Raw genomic sequence first — 15,134 nt, 5'->3', positions numbered from 1 at the left:
ACGTTTCTCGCTCATTTAAACTTAGGTTAATCCGTTATTTTACCCTTTTCCACGGTGAACATCTTCGAATTTTTGTCCGACATGTCCATTACGTGTTCAGCGCTGATGGCGCTGACGAAAACCTGCGACTGCGTGGCTTTTAAGCGGCTGGCAAGCAGACCGCGCCGTGCGTCGTCCAGTTCCGAGGCAAAATCATCTATCAGATACAGACAGCGTCTTCCGCTTTCGCGGGTTAGAAACTCTCCCTGCGCCAGTCGTAGCGCGCACATCAGGAGTTTAAGCTGCCCACGTGACAAGGTATCTTCGACCGGCGCGCCATCGGCACGAATGCGGAAATCCGCTTTGTGCGGGCCGTGGGCGGTGTAGGTCAGCATGCGGTCACGCTCGAAATTCCGCTCCAGCACTTCGGAGTAATCCGTTTCTTTCTCCCAGCCGCGCTGGAAGGAGAAGGCCAGAGAGAATTCAGGTAAAAACTGCTTACAGGTATCCGCCATGTCTTCGACGATAGCGGCGCTATATTCGGCACGCCAACGGCTGATTTGTTCCGCCAGCGGAATAAGTTCCTGATCCCAGGGCCGTATCTGAGCATAGCGACTGACCTGGCGCAACGCGGCATTGCGCTGCTTCAGCAGGCGCTTGAGGTTGCTCCAGGCGGTAAAGAACCCGGCTTCATTGTGAAAGCATCCCCAGTCAAGGAAGGCTCTTCTGTATTTGGGGCCGCCGTTGAGTAAAGTAAACCCTTCAGGCGTAATCAGCTGCATCGGCATCAGGTGCGCCAGCTCCGCCACCTTGTGGCCATCGGTGCCGTCAATCCGCACCTTGCTGTCGCCCTGCTTATCTTTGGTCAGGCCGATGGAGACTTCACGCTCGCCGCCCTGCAGACGTCCGTGCAGAATAAACGACTCTTGTTCGTGACGGATCACCCGGCCAATCTGCAAACTGCGAAACGCCCGGCCGTGGCCAAGCGTATAGATAGCTTCCAGCACGCTGGTTTTACCGCTGCCGTTGGCACCCACCAGGAAGTTAAAGCCAGGGGATAGAGCGAGATCCGCATTTTCAATATTGCGGAAGTCTTTGATTAGAAGTCGGGAAAGCGACATATCAGCTCATAACCAGGGCGTTATCGTCGCCGTTAGTCTGGTTACGGCCAGCGCACAGCAACCGGAGCGTACTGAAGTACGTGAGGATTGCGAGCACTGCCCGGAGCCAGAATAACAAGTAAGATAGCCCGATACTTTTCTATAAACGCATTGGCATGACAACGTAAGCCGCGCTCTGACTGGCTGCATCTTCAATCTGGACGCTTGAAACGGAGTCGGTCAGCAGAATACGGACGTTTTCGCACTTCAGCGCATTCAGCACATCCAGCACGTAGCTGACGTTAAAGCCGATTTCCATTTCGCTGCCGGAGTAAGAAACATCAAGAATTTCTTCTGCTTCTTCCTGTTCCGGGTTATTGGCGGTGATTTTCAGCTGGTTTTCACTGACATACAGACGAACGCCGCGGAATTTCTCGTTCGAGAGGATCGCCGCGCGGGCAAAAGCCTGCTTCAGAATATCGCAGCCGGCATCGAGATGCTTGTCCGGGTTTTTCGGCAATACGCGGCGATAATCCGGGAAACGACCATCAACCAGCTTCGAAGTGAAGATAAAATCACCGACGTGGGCGCGAATATTATTGCTGCCAATCTGCACGCGCAGCGGCGTATCGCCGCCATCCAGCATGCGCATCAGCTCAATCACCCCTTTACGCGGCACGATCACCGAATGGTTCGGCAACGATTCGCCCAGCGGCATTGAACAGACCGCCAGGCGGTGTCCGTCAGTGGCAACGGTACGCAGTTCGTCACCTTCGGTTTCAAACAGCATGCCGTTTAAGTAGTAGCGAACATCCTGATGCGCCATCGAAAACTGCGTGGCTTCAATCAGACGCTTCATGGTCGCCTGCGGCAGGGTAAATTCAACTTCGCTCTGCCAGTCATCAAGGTTCGGGAAATCCGCTGCGGGCAGGGTCGACAGAGAGAAACGGCTGCGCCCGGAGCGCACCAGCATCCGGTCGCCCTCCAGCTGTACCGCAATCTCCGCGCCTTCGGGCAGACCGCGGCAGATATCAAAAAATTTACGTGCCGGAACGGTGGTTGCACCCGCATCATGCGGCTGAATCAGTGCAACGCGCGCCACCATTTCCATTTCAAGGTCCGTGCCGGTCAGCGACAAGGCGCCATCCGAAACCTGAAGCAGCAGGTTACCGAGAATGGGCAGCGTCGGACGGCCACCTAAGGGACCGCTCACCTGTTGCAGCGGTTTTAATAAATGTTCACGTTCTACGGTAAATTTCATAGCGTCACGAGGATAATGTTCTGATTAAATTGGAAAAATCTTCTTTGATATCATGGCTTTCTTCACGCAACTGCTCAATCTTACGGCATGCATGCAGCACGGTGGTATGGTCGCGGCCGCCAAACGCATCGCCGATTTCCGGCAGGCTGTGGTTGGTCAGCTCTTTCGCCAGCGCCATCGCCATCTGGCGTGGTCGCGCCACCGAACGGGAGCGGCGTTTAGACAGCAAATCCGCTACCTTAATCTTGTAGTACTCCGCCACCGTCTTTTGAATATTGTCGATAGTGACAAGTTTTTCCTGCAGAGCCAGCAGATCGCGCAGCGCTTCGCGCACGAAATCGATGGTGATCGCCCGTCCGGTAAAGTTGGCGTTGGCGATAACGCGGTTCAGTGCCCCTTCCAGCTCACGCACGTTTGAACGTAAACGCTTGGCAATAAAGAAGGCGACTTCACCCGGCAGACGAATGTCGTTTTCGTCGGCCTTTTTCATCAGGATCGCTACGCGGGTTTCCAGCTCAGGCGGCTCGATCGCCACCGTCAGGCCCCAACCGAAGCGGGATTTCAGACGATCCTCAACACCATTGATCTCTTTTGGATAACGATCCGACGTCAGAATGATCTGCTGATTACCTTCCAGCAGGGCATTAAAGGTGTGGAAGAACTCTTCCTGAGAACGTTCTTTATTAGCAAAGAACTGAATATCATCGATCAGCAGGGCGTCTACGGAGCGGTAGTAGCGTTTGAACTCTTCAATGGCGTTGTTCTGCAAGGCTTTAACCATGTCCTGAACAAAACGCTCGGAGTGCATATAAACCACTTTGGCGTTCGGTTTGCGCGCGACGATGCCGTTACCGACCGCGTGCAACAGGTGGGTTTTACCCAGACCGGTACCACCATAAAGGAATAAAGGGTTATAGGCGCCGCCAGGATTATCCGCGACCTGACGTGCTGCGGCACGGGCCAGCTGGTTCGACTTACCTTCAACAAAGTTATCAAAGGTATGTTTGACGTTAACGTTAGAGCGGTAGGTCGGTTCCGCCGGTGCCGGGACGTTATCCCAGCCTGGACGCACGATGGTTGGCGCCACGCGCGCCGTCTGCACCTGTGCCGCCGGTACGGTGGCCGCAACGTTGCTCGTTACCGCGCCTCTTTGCGCCTGTACCGCCGGACGTGTGCCGACTTCAAATCGCAGCTGTGGGGCATCAGCACCGCAAAAATCATTGAGGAGTCCATTGATATTATTGAGGTATTTATCCCTTACCCAATCGAGCACAAAACGGTTTGGCGCATACAGTGCCAGCGTGTTATCGCTCAATTCCGCCTGCAACGGGCGTATCCACATACTGAATTCTGTGGCTGGTAACTCATCCTGCAATCGGGCAAGACACTGCTGCCAAAGCGAAAGTGACACGGCGGACTCCACTCGAACATAAAATCGATATAAAGAAAAAAAGAAACAATCGTGATTGTTGGCACACGTCGACAAGACCCTGCATTGGCCGAAAAGCCCCTGCACAAAAGGGGTGACGCGCGAACCGCTATCTGCGGTATTTATCCGATGCGGATCGGTAGATCGCGATCAGGACCGGGGATCATAGCCTAAACTGAGAAAGAGATCTTCTGTTTCTCAACAGATTCTTCCCGATTTATCCACAGGAAGGATCAAAGCCGGGTAAGTGTAATCGATCCAGCGCAGAGTGGGGGACGATTTCAGCCACATATCGGAAAATTTAATGAGCTAAGTCGGTTTTGGGTCTAAACGATCTAACAAAGATCCTTTACGATCCTTGCGCTTTACCCGTCAGGCCGTATAATCCTCCACCCGGCGCGTAATGCCCGTTTTCCGTCGACTGTCGCCGGTCATTTTTTGTGCGACAACGTGCGAGAAATAAGGAAAGAGAATTGACTCCGGAGTGTACAATTATTACAATCCGGCCTCTTTAATCACCATCGCTGAGGCGTAAGTCGTTCGAAGTTCGTTCGGGTATACGCAAAAGTCAGTGAATTTATTCAAGTTTAGGTAGAAACCGCCATGAAACGCACTTTTCAACCGTCTGTACTGAAGCGCAACCGTTCTCACGGCTTCCGTGCACGTATGGCTACTAAAAATGGTCGTCAGGTTCTGGCACGTCGTCGTGCTAAAAGCCGTGCTCGTCTGACCGTTTCCAAGTAATAAAGCTAACCCTGCGTGGTTAAGCTCGCATTTCCCAGGGAGTTACGTTTGTTAACTCCCAGTCATTTCACTTTCGTCTTCCAGCAGCCACAACGGGCTGGCACGCCGCAAATCACCATCCTCGGCCGCCTGAATTCGCTGGGGCATCCCCGCATCGGTCTTACCGTCGCCAAGAAAAACGTCAAGCGCGCGCATGAACGCAATCGGATTAAACGTCTGACGCGTGAAAGCTTTCGTTTGCGTCAACATGAACTCCCGCCTATGGATTTCGTGGTGGTGGCAAAAAAAGGGGTTGCTGACCTCGATAACCGTGCTCTCTCGGAAGCGTTGGAAAAATTATGGCGCCGCCATTGTCGCCTGGCTCCAGGGTCCTGATAGGCCTTATCCGGGTCTATCAGCGCCTGATTAGTCCGCTACTCGGGCCGCATTGTCGTTTCACGCCTACCTGTTCTCAGTACGGAATTGAGGCCTTGCGCAGGTTTGGAATGATAAAAGGCAGTTGGTTGACAGTGAAACGCGTATTAAAATGCCACCCTTTACACCCTGGTGGTGACGACCCCGTCCCGCCTGGACCATTTGATACCAGAGAACACTAACGATGGATTCGCAACGCAATCTTCTTATCATCGCTTTGTTGTTCGTGTCTTTCATGATCTGGCAAGCCTGGGAGCAGGATAACAATCCTCAAGCCCAGCAGCAGACCACGCAGACTACGACCACAGCAGCGGGTAGCGCCGCAGACCAGGGCGTACCGGCCAGTGGCCAAGGGAAACTGATTACGGTTAAAACTGACGTGCTGGAGCTGACTATCAACACCCGTGGTGGTGATATTGAGCAATCTCTGCTTCCGACTTACCCGAAAGCACTGAAGTCAGACGAACCGTTCCAGTTACTGGAAACCACGCCACAGTTTATCTATCAGGCACAGAGCGGCTTAACCGGTCGTGATGGCCCGGATAACCCGGCTAACGGCCCACGTCCGCTGTATAACGTCGATAAAGATGCGTTTGTACTGGCCGAAGGCCAGAACGAAATCGTCGTTCCGCTGACCTATACCGATAAAGCTGGCAACGTATTCACCAAAACCTTCACCCTGAAACGCGGTGATTATGCGGTGAACGTGAGCTATAACGTACAGAACACCAGTGAAAAACCGCTGGAAGTTTCGACGTTCGGTCAGCTGAAACAAACGGCAGCACTGCCGACCAGCCGTGATACGCAAACCGGTGGCCTGTCCACCATGCACACTTTCCGTGGCGCCGCGTATTCCACTTCTGAGTCGAAGTACGAAAAATATAAATTCGATACCATCATCGATAACGAGAACCTGAACACCAACACCAAAAACGGTTGGGTTGCCATGCTGCAGCAGTACTTTACGACAGCATGGGTTCCGGAAAATAACGGTACGAATAACTTCTACACCTCGAACCTTGGCAACGGTGTTGTCGCTATCGGCTATAAATCTCAGCCGGTACTGGTTCAGCCAGGACAGACCGACAAGCTGCAAAGCGTACTGTGGGTTGGCCCGGCAATTCAGGATAAAATGGCAGCCGTTGCGCCGCACCTGGATCTGACCGTTGACTACGGCTGGTTGTGGTTCATCTCTCAGCCGCTGTTCAAGCTGCTGAAATGGATCCATAGCTTCCTGGGCAACTGGGGCTTCTCGATCATCGTTATTACCTTTATCGTTCGTGGCATCATGTACCCGCTGACCAAAGCGCAGTACACCTCCATGGCGAAGATGCGTATGCTGCAGCCGAAAATTCAGGCAATGCGTGAGCGTCTTGGTGATGATAAACAGCGTCAAAGTCAGGAAATGATGGCGCTGTATAAAGCTGAGAAGGTTAACCCGCTGGGTGGCTGCTTCCCGCTGATTATCCAGATGCCAATCTTCCTTGCGCTGTACTACATGCTGAGCGCCTCGGTTGAACTGCGTCATGCGCCGTTTATCCTGTGGATCCACGACCTGTCTGCACAAGACCCGTACTACATCCTGCCGATCATCATGGGCGCCACGATGTTCTTCATTCAGAAGATGTCGCCGACCACCGTGACCGACCCGATGCAGCAGAAGATCATGACCTTTATGCCGGTCATCTTCACGGTGTTCTTCCTGTGGTTCCCGTCTGGTCTGGTGGTTTACTATATCGTCAGCAACCTGGTCACCATTATTCAGCAGCAGCTGATTTATCGTGGTCTGGAGAAACGTGGGCTGCATAGCCGCGAGAAGAAAAAGAGCTAATACTCTTCATTCTTCAAGCCGCTGATGCATTGGCTTCGTTAGTTCGCCCCAGTCACTTACTTCAGTAAGCTCCTGGGGCCTCGCTAACCTGCCGCTTTCCCGCAGCTTGAATTATTTTGAGTATCTACGGTAGTAGTTAATGCCAGAGAAGGCGGTCAATAGACCGCCTTTTTTACATTTACATAGAGAGTCATCATGAGCCATAACGACACGATCGTCGCCCAGGCAACCCCACCGGGACGCGGTGGTGTGGGCATTCTGCGTATCTCTGGCCTGAAGGCACGCGACGTGGCACAGGCGGTGCTGGGCAAACTGCCAAAGCCGCGCTATGCCGATTATCTGCCTTTTAAAGATGCCGACGGTACGCCGCTGGATCAGGGGATTGCGCTATGGTTCCCCGGCCCGAACTCCTTTACCGGTGAAGATGTGCTGGAGCTCCAGGGCCACGGTGGCCCGGTCATTCTCGACCTGCTGCTCAAACGCATTCTGACCCTGCCAGGTTTACGCATTGCCAACCCCGGCGAGTTCTCCGAGCGCGCGTTTTTGAACGACAAGCTCGATTTAGCCCAGGCTGAAGCGATTGCTGACCTGATTGACGCCAGCTCCGAGCAGGCGGCACGTTCCGCGCTGAACTCCCTGCAGGGCGCATTCTCCACGCGTGTAAACCATCTTGTGGAAGCACTCACTCACCTGCGCATCTACGTGGAAGCGGCCATAGACTTCCCGGATGAGGAGATAGACTTCCTCTCCGACGGGAAAATCGAAGCCCAGCTCAACGGCGTGATCGCCGATCTCGATGCCGTTCGCGCTGAAGCGCGCCAGGGCAGCCTGCTGCGTGAAGGGATGAAAGTGGTCATTGCCGGTCGCCCGAACGCCGGGAAATCGAGCCTGCTGAACGCGCTGGCCGGGCGTGAAGCAGCGATTGTCACCGACATCGCCGGAACCACCCGTGACGTCCTGCGCGAGCATATCCATATTGACGGTATGCCGCTGCATATCATCGATACTGCCGGCCTGCGTGATGCCAGCGATGAAGTTGAGCGCATCGGTATTGAGCGCGCCTGGCAGGAGATCGAGCAGGCCGACCGGGTACTATTTATGGTCGATGGCACCACCACCAGCGCCATCGATCCGGCGGAAATCTGGCCGGACTTTATCGAACGCTTGCCGGCGAAACTGCCGATTACGGTGGTGCGCAACAAAGCCGACGTCACTGGCGAAACGCTGGGCCTCAGTGAAGTGAATGGCCACTCACTGATCCGTCTGTCGGCGCGCACCGGTGAAGGCGTGGATGTTCTGCGCAATCATCTTAAGCAGAGCATGGGCTTTGAAACCAATATGGAAGGCGGCTTCCTTGCCCGTCGTCGCCACCTGCAGGCGCTATCCGACGCGGCCAACCATCTGCAGCAGGGTAAAGCCCAGCTGCTTGGCGCGTGGGCCGGCGAGCTGCTGGCGGAAGAGCTGCGCCTCGCCCAGCAGGCGTTAAGCGAAATCACCGGCGAATTTACCTCCGATGATCTGCTGGGACGGATTTTCTCCAGCTTCTGTATCGGTAAATAAGCGCAGTAAGTGAGTCTTGACTAACCCGCGTTAACACATTGTTAACGCGGGTTTTTCCGTTTTAGCGCCCTCTCACCCTGCGAGCTGCAGAAGGGTTTTTCCTCTCAGGAAATCATTGTTGTCCAAATGGCAACTCGTGCTGCCATGCAATAGCCATTACTCTGTACCCCACTATTTTCCCGGGGGTCTTATGGCACGCTTTCTGATCTGTAGTTTTGCGCTGGTTTTGCTCTATCCATCCGGCATCGATATGTATCTGGTGGGGCTGCCGCGGATTGCGCAGGATCTCGGTGCCAGCGAAGCGCAGCTGCATATCGCGTTCTCGGTCTATCTGGCCGGTATGGCCGCCGCGATGCTGTTTGCCGGCAGAATTGCCGATAAATCCGGGCGTAAACCGGTCGCGCTGTTCGGCTCGTCGGTGTTTATTCTCGCCTCCGTGCTCTGCGCACATGCGCATACCAGCGACCTCTTTCTGGTTGGGCGCTTTATGCAGGGCATCGGTGCCGGAAGCTGCTACGTGGTCGCTTTCGCCGTCCTGCGCGATACCCTCGACGATCGCCGCCGTGCGAAAGTCCTGTCGCTGTTGAACGGCATCACCTGCATTATCCCGGTTCTGGCGCCGGTACTGGGCCACCTGATTATGCTGAAGTACCCGTGGCAAAGCCTGTTCTATACCATGACCGGCATGGGGGTGATGGTCGGCCTGCTCTCGGTCTTTCTCCTGCGGGAAACGCGACCGGCAGCGCCTTCGCTGGCGACCGCCGGGCAGGATACGGTTGCTGAATCACTGCTGAACCGCTTTTTCCTCAGCCGCATCGCCATTACCACCCTCAGCGTTACGGCGATCCTCACCTACGTGAATGTCTCGCCGGTATTGATGATGGAAGAGATGGGGTTCGATCGCGGGCAATATTCAATGGCGATGGCCTTAATGGCGCTGGTGAGCATGATGGTGTCGTTCTCCACTCCCTTCGCCCTCACGATATTTAAACCCCGCACCCTGATGCTGACCTCGCAGGTGATGTTCCTGCTTGCCGGTGTCTTGCTCAGCCTCGCCACCAGCCAGACCGTCACCCTGCTGGGCCTGGCGCTGATTTGCGCCGGCTTCTCGGTGGGGTTTGGCGTGGCCATGAGCCAGGCGCTGGGGCCATTTACCCTGCGGGCGGGCGTAGCCAGCTCCGTCCTGGGGATTGCTCAGGTCTGCGGTTCGTCGTTGTGGATTTGGCTGGCGGCGATTGTGGGGCTGAGTGCAATGAATATGCTGATCGGGATACTCATTGGCTGTAGCATAGTGAGCCTTGTACTGATTCTGGCCACCTCCCCAGCACGGGTCGCGCAACACTATGAAGAAGCCCCTGTCGAGTCTCGATCTTAATTTATTACTCTGCCTGCAGCTTCTGACGCAGGAGCATAGCGTGACCCGCACGGCGAAACGGATGAACGTTTCGCCGTCGGCGGTGAGCAAATCGTTAGCCAAGCTGCGCGCATGGTTTGACGATCCCTTGTTTGTCAAAACCCCGCTCGGCCTGTCACCGACGCCATTGATGTCCAGCATGGAGCAGGATCTGGCGGACTGGATGCAGATCGGTCACCAGATCCTCGATAAGCCTCATCATGCCACGCCAAGCGGCCTGAAGTTCGAACTGGCGGCGGAATCACCGCTGCTGATGATCCTGTTTAACACCCTGTCGCAGCAGATCTATCAGCGCTATCCCCAGGCGCTGATCCGCCTGCGTAACTGGGATTACGACTCGCTGGACGCGATTATTCGCGGCGAGGTCGACATCGGCTTTTGCGGGCGGGAAACGCATCCCCGCTCACGGGAGCAGTTAAGCCAACTACCGTGGTATATCGATTTTGACGTCCTGTTTACCGACCTGCCTCAGGTCTGGCTACGTGAAGATCACCCGGCCCTCGCCGAGGAGTGGAATCTGGAGACCTTTTTGCGCTACCCGCATATCAATATCAGCTGGGAGCAGAGCGATACCTGGGCGCTGGATGACATTCTGCACGATATGGGGCACAAACGGACCGTCGCGTTAACCTTGCCGGGCTTTGAGCAGTCGCTGTTTATGGCGGCCCAGCCACATCACACCATGCTGGCCACCGCGCCGCGCTATTGCCATCACTACAACCGTCAGCACCACCTCCCGCTGGTGTCGCGCCCGCTGCCGCTGGAGCCTCAGCTCCTGGAAAAAACGCGCGTGCCGTTCACCCTGCTGTGGCATAAACGCAATAGCAACAACCCGAAGATCGTCTGGCTCAGAGAGACCCTCAAACAGCTCTATCAGGGCCCGTTATAAGCCGATTTTGTTGCTCTTCCTCTCCTGCCTGCGCAAGAAATTGTAAAGTTCGCATAAATACCCTTTTCAAGGGGGGAATTCCGCATTAAAACCTATTAATACCAGGTGATAATAGACCTCAGAATTTTCCAATGACCATTAATCACGGAGCGACGAATGGCAACGCATTTTGCAAGAGGGATACTCAGCACCAGGGAGCCGCTATCGACACGACTGTCAGCGGCCTGCTATCAATCAGCCCAGCGCCTGCCCGAGTATCGGCAGAGCCGCTACCGCGCATCACGTTCACTGCTCGCCGAGCTGCTGTTTATGCTGTATGGCATTAGCGAGCTGCCCGATATCATCACCGACGACAATGGCCGACCGGTCTTTTCCGATCCCAATCTGCCGCGCTTTTCCATCTCTTATGCCGGGAATATTGTCGGCGTCGCGCTGACCACCGAAGGCGACTGTGGGCTGGATATGGAACTCCAGCACGCCTCGCGCGGGATCCATCCGCTGCACGACCCTAACCGCTATGTATTCAACAGCAATGAGAACTTGTGGATTAACATCCAGCACGATCCCGATGAAGCACGCGCCCAGCTGGTAGCGCTGCGTCGGAGCGCGCTGAAGCTGACCGGTGAAGACCCGGTGCGCCTGCAGCTACTGCCCGGCGCGGGTCGCCTGCGAACCACCAACATACAGCCTGTAGAGGCCCTCTGCGATGCAGAAACGGTGCTGGTGTGGTCCATTGCCGCCACCCCCGCCATCGGCCAGCTCAAAGTCTGGGAATATCATCATCAGGAAGGCTGGCGTAATCTGCCGGACGCCCAGATGCGGGCAAAAGAGTCCGCCGCCCGGTTGATGCGTTTTACCAGCCTCCCCGTAGAAAAAGCACTCTCCCTCAACTGACCGGTCAGTCCGGCCATCATGATGCAAAGGAGCAATCATGTCTGATACGTTGAAAGTTGTTACGTTACTCGGAAGTCTGCGCAAAGGGTCTTTTAATGGCATGGTCGCCCGCACCCTGCCAGGGATCGCGCCGGCGAACATGGCGATCTCCGCGCTGCCATCCATTGGCGACATCCCGCTTTATGACGCGGATTTTCAGCAGGAAGAGGGATTCCCGCAAAGCGTGCAGGATATTGCGCAGCAGATTCGTGAAGCTGACGGCGTTGTTATCGTGACGCCGGAGTACAACTATTCGGTGCCGGGCGGCCTGAAGAATGCGATTGACTGGCTGTCGCGTCTGCCTGAGCAGCCGCTATCCGGCAAGCCGGTGCTGATCCAAACCAGTTCGATGGGGGCTATCGGCGGCGCGCGCTGCCAGTATCACCTGCGCCAGATTCTGGTGTTCCTCGACGCAATGGTGATGAACAAACCGGAGTTTATGGGCGGCGTGATTCAGAACAAAGTTGACCCGCAGTCGGGCGAGGTGGTCGATCAGAGCACGCTCGATCATCTGAGCGGACAGCTGAGCGCCTTTGGTGAGTATATTCAGCGTGTGAAAGCGTAAGTAAATCACCCTCTCCCTGCGGGGAGAGGGTGTCGTGCGACACATTAATGGGCGTCGATAAACACAATTTTCAGCACAAACAGCAGTGACACGATAATCACGCATGGGCTGAGATCGCGCAGGCGACCGGTACCAATCTTCATCACGCAGTAAGAGATAAAACCTAACGCAATCCCTTCGGTAATCGAGAAGCTAAACGGCATCATCACCGCGGTAATAAACGCCGGTACCGCTTCCGTCAGATCGTCCCACTTCACGCGCGCCAGGCTGGATGTCATCAGCACACCCACGTAAATCAGTGCACCCGCAGCTGCATAGGCCGGCACCATTCCCGCCAGCGGTGACAGGAAAATCACCAGCAGGAACAGGAGCCCGACAACCACTGCCGTCAGGCCGGTACGCCCGCCCACGGAGACGCCGGAAGAGGATTCGATATAGGCCGTCACCGAAGAGGTACCGATAAAGGAACCTGCCACCGATGAGATACTGTCGACAAACAGCGCCTGCTTCATACGCGGGAACTTACCTTTCTCATCGGCAAGACCGGCTTTGTCGGTCACGCCGATCAGGGTACCGGAGGAGTCGAACAGGTTAACCAGCATGAAGGAGAAGATGATGCCTGCCAGGCCGAGGTTAAACGAACCGGCTAAATCCACATGACCAATCACCGAGGTGATGCTCGGCGGCGCGGACACAATCCCGGTGTAGTGCACATCACCCAGCATCCAGCCTAACAGCGTCGTGACGACGATAGAGACCAGGACCGCCGCATGAATATTGCGGGAGGCCAGGATGGCAATAATAAAGAAGCCGAGGATCCCCAGCAGCACGCTGTGAGAGGTCAGGTTACCGATGCTGACCAGCGTATCTTTGTTGGCCACAATCACGCCGGCGTTTTTCAGCCCCATCATGCCGATGAACAACCCGATACCGCTGGTGATCCCCACACGCAGGCTGACCGGAATATTGGCAATCATCCAGTAACGGACGCGGAAAATGGTCAGCAGCAGCAGGCCCACGGCGCCCCAGAAGATAGCCCCCATGCCCACCTGCCACGGCAGGCCCATGGCCTGTACGACGACAAAGGCAAAGAATGCGTTCAGACCCATTGCTGGCGCCAGCGCGACCGGCAGGTTAGCAAACAGCCCCATCAGAATACTACCGAAGGCGGCGATCAGACAGGTCGTCACAAACACGGCGCTGGTATCCATACCCGCCACGCCAAGAATTTGTGGGTTAACGAAAACAATGTAGACCATTGTCAAAAAGGTGGTGAAACCTGCTATCGCTTCGGTACGTGCCGTCGTGCCGTGTTCACGTAGTTTGAACACGCGCTCCAGCAGACCCTGGCCAGAAGACTGGCTGGTTTGTTGTTGACTCATTATCGGTTTCCGAACTTAAGGAGGGAAAATTCGTCGCTATCCTATACCAAAATGCGACACCAGGTGCAGTTGTATGGTAACTTTTTTTCATTGAATTTGCTTATACGGCAACGATTGCGTGGCACCAATACGCATTACGAAAACGTTAAACTTGTTTGAATGGAAACGGCATGTCTCAAATAGAAGCTCTGTTTTTCGACTGTGACGGAACGCTGGTCGACAGCGAGGTGATCTGTTCCCGCGCCTATGTTCACATGTTCAACGCGTTCGGCATTACGCTGGATCTGGAAGAAATCTTCAAACGTTTCAAGGGGGTAAAACTCTACGAAATCATCGACACCATCAACGAAGAGTACGGCGTCAACCTGCAGAAACCGGAGCTTGAGCCGATTTATCGGGCGGAAGTCGCGCGCCTGTTTGACTCCGAGCTGCAGGCTATCGCCGGTGCGGAAACGCTGCTGGAGGCGGTCAGCGTGCCGATGTGCGTCGTCTCTAACGGCCCGGTCAGCAAAATGCAGCACTCGCTCGGGAGAACCGGCATGTTGCACCATTTCCCTGAACAACTGTACAGCGGCTACGATATCCAGCGCTGGAAGCCTGATCCGGCGCTGATGTTTCACGCGGCAAAAGCGATGAACGTTAACGTTGAGAACTGCATTCTGGTGGATGATTCCAGCGCGGGCGCGCAGTCAGGAATCGATGCTGGCATGGAGGTCTTTTACTTCTGCGCCGATCCGCACAACAAACCGATCGACCATCCAAAAGTGACGACCTTTACCGATCTGGCACAGTTGCCAGCGCTGTGGAAAGCACGAGGGTGGGAGGTCACGCGTTAAGAGCCGCTCAGCCGGGCTACGCTGCTCTGTAGCCCGGCACGCGCCGTATCGCCGGGATTACTCTTTCGGGTCTTTCCCCGCCAGCAGTTTGTCCAGCTCGTCGCCGCCAACGTGACGGAAGTCCTGACCCTTCACGAAGTAGAAGATGTATTCGCAAATGTTCTGGCAACGGTCGCCGATACGCTCGATTGAACGGGCGCAGAACAGGGCGGTCAGCACGCTGGGGATGGTGCGTGAATCTTCCATCATGTAGGTCATCAACTGACGCACGATGCCCTCATATTCCTGATCGACTTTCTTATCTTCGCGATAGATACGCACGGCCTCGTCCAGATCCATGCGCGCAAAGGCGTCCAGCACATCATGCAGCATCTGCACGGTGTGACGTCCCAGCGACTCCAGGCTCACTAGCAGCGGCTGGTGCTGCTGAGAAAACTTCTCCAGCGCGGTGCGGCAGATTTTATCCGCGACGTCGCCGATACGTTCCAGTTCGGCGATGGTTTTGATGATCGCCATCACCAGGCGCAGGTCGCTGGCGGTAGGCTGGCGTTTCGCGATGATGCGCACGCAGGCTTCATCGATCGCGACTTCCATCATGTTGACCTGCTTATCGCCGTCAATAACCCGTTTTGCCAGCTCGCTGTCCTGATTGTGCATCGCGGTGATGGCATCAGAAAGCTGCTGTTCCACCAGCCCACCCATGGTCAATACCTGGGTGCGGATATACTCCAGTTCAGCATTGAACTGGCCGGAAATATGTTTATTAAGGTTTAAATTATCCATCATTTCTCCAGATG

The 15,134-nt window shown here is 55.3% G+C and carries 15 protein-coding genes; 10 read left to right on the top strand and 5 right to left on the bottom strand.

Features of this window, described 5'->3' with window-relative positions; all coding sequences use genetic code 11:
* Positions 1-26: 26 nt before the first annotated feature.
* From recF to dnaA, 3 genes are all read right to left on the bottom strand, one after another.
* The gene (recF, locus tag EDF82_RS18550) at positions 27-1,100 is read right to left on the bottom strand and encodes a DNA replication/repair protein RecF (protein ID WP_123756991.1); all 1,074 of its coding nucleotides are present in this window, start codon (positions 1,098-1,100) and stop codon (positions 27-29) included.
* 139 nt (positions 1,101-1,239) lie between these two features.
* Positions 1,240-2,340, bottom strand: coding sequence for a DNA polymerase III subunit beta (gene dnaN / locus EDF82_RS18545; RefSeq protein ID WP_123756990.1), 1,101 nt, complete (start codon positions 2,338-2,340; stop codon positions 1,240-1,242).
* 4 nt (positions 2,341-2,344) lie between these two features.
* Positions 2,345-3,751, bottom strand: coding sequence for a chromosomal replication initiator protein DnaA (gene dnaA, locus EDF82_RS18540; protein ID WP_123756989.1), 1,407 nt, complete (start codon positions 3,749-3,751; stop codon positions 2,345-2,347).
* A gap of 621 nt (positions 3,752-4,372) precedes the next feature.
* On the opposite strand from dnaA, the gene rpmH reads away from it, so the two are divergent.
* The 9 genes from rpmH (at position 4,373) to EDF82_RS18495 (ending at position 12,119) form a co-directional block, all read left to right on the top strand.
* A complete protein-coding gene (gene rpmH / locus EDF82_RS18535) occupies positions 4,373-4,513 on the top strand; it encodes a 50S ribosomal protein L34 (RefSeq protein WP_004871828.1) in 141 nt (46 codons plus the stop codon).
* 15 nt (positions 4,514-4,528) lie between these two features.
* A complete protein-coding gene (rnpA, locus tag EDF82_RS18530; protein WP_049264554.1) occupies positions 4,529-4,888 on the top strand; it encodes a ribonuclease P protein component in 360 nt (119 codons plus the stop codon).
* Complete coding sequence (yidD, locus tag EDF82_RS18525) at positions 4,852-5,109, top strand: membrane protein insertion efficiency factor YidD (RefSeq protein ID WP_123756988.1); 258 nt, start codon at positions 4,852-4,854, stop codon at positions 5,107-5,109. The genes rnpA and yidD overlap by 37 nt, the downstream gene beginning before the upstream one ends.
* 2 nt (positions 5,110-5,111) lie before the next feature.
* Positions 5,112-6,758 carry a membrane protein insertase YidC gene (gene yidC, locus EDF82_RS18520; RefSeq protein ID WP_123756987.1) on the top strand — a complete coding sequence of 549 codons (1,647 nt, stop codon included), beginning with the start codon at positions 5,112-5,114 and terminating at the stop codon, positions 6,756-6,758.
* Positions 6,759-6,953: 195 nt separating this feature from the next.
* Entirely contained in the window at positions 6,954-8,318 is a 1,365-nt protein-coding gene (gene mnmE / locus EDF82_RS18515) for a tRNA uridine-5-carboxymethylaminomethyl(34) synthesis GTPase MnmE (RefSeq protein WP_123756986.1), read from the top strand.
* 190 nt (positions 8,319-8,508) lie between these two features.
* On the top strand, positions 8,509-9,693 hold the full coding sequence (locus tag EDF82_RS18510) for an MFS transporter (protein ID WP_123756985.1): 1,185 nt from the start codon (positions 8,509-8,511) through the stop codon (positions 9,691-9,693).
* Positions 9,662-10,621 (top strand): HTH-type transcriptional regulator YidZ, encoded by a 960-nt coding sequence (gene yidZ, locus EDF82_RS18505; protein WP_123756984.1) that lies wholly within the window; start codon positions 9,662-9,664, stop codon positions 10,619-10,621. Before EDF82_RS18510 ends, yidZ begins: the two co-directional genes overlap by 32 nt.
* Positions 10,622-10,777: 156 nt before the next feature.
* Positions 10,778-11,515, top strand: coding sequence for a 4'-phosphopantetheinyl transferase superfamily protein (locus EDF82_RS18500; protein ID WP_123756983.1), 738 nt, complete (start codon positions 10,778-10,780; stop codon positions 11,513-11,515).
* A gap of 37 nt (positions 11,516-11,552) precedes the next feature.
* Positions 11,553-12,119, top strand: coding sequence for an NADPH-dependent FMN reductase (locus EDF82_RS18495; protein WP_123756982.1), 567 nt, complete (start codon positions 11,553-11,555; stop codon positions 12,117-12,119).
* 44 nt (positions 12,120-12,163) lie between these two features.
* On the opposite strand, the gene adeP is transcribed toward EDF82_RS18495, so the two are convergent.
* Positions 12,164-13,501, bottom strand: coding sequence for an adenine permease AdeP (gene adeP, locus EDF82_RS18490; RefSeq protein WP_123756981.1), 1,338 nt, complete (start codon positions 13,499-13,501; stop codon positions 12,164-12,166).
* 170 nt (positions 13,502-13,671) lie between these two features.
* Between adeP and yieH the strand changes: the two genes are divergently transcribed.
* Complete coding sequence (yieH, locus tag EDF82_RS18480) at positions 13,672-14,337, top strand: 6-phosphogluconate phosphatase (protein WP_123756980.1); 666 nt, start codon at positions 13,672-13,674, stop codon at positions 14,335-14,337.
* A gap of 57 nt (positions 14,338-14,394) precedes the next feature.
* Here the strand turns inward: yieH and phoU are convergent, their stop codons facing one another.
* Positions 14,395-15,120, bottom strand: coding sequence for a phosphate signaling complex protein PhoU (gene phoU, locus EDF82_RS18475; RefSeq protein ID WP_123756979.1), 726 nt, complete (start codon positions 15,118-15,120; stop codon positions 14,395-14,397).
* Positions 15,121-15,134 lie beyond the last annotated feature (14 nt).

It is taken from the genome of Klebsiella sp. BIGb0399 (assembly GCF_003752615.1).
GTDB classification, from domain to species: domain Bacteria; phylum Pseudomonadota; class Gammaproteobacteria; order Enterobacterales; family Enterobacteriaceae; genus Klebsiella; species Klebsiella lignicola.
Note: the sequence above shows the minus strand (reverse complement) of the source record. Positions and strands in the feature narration are given on the sequence as shown.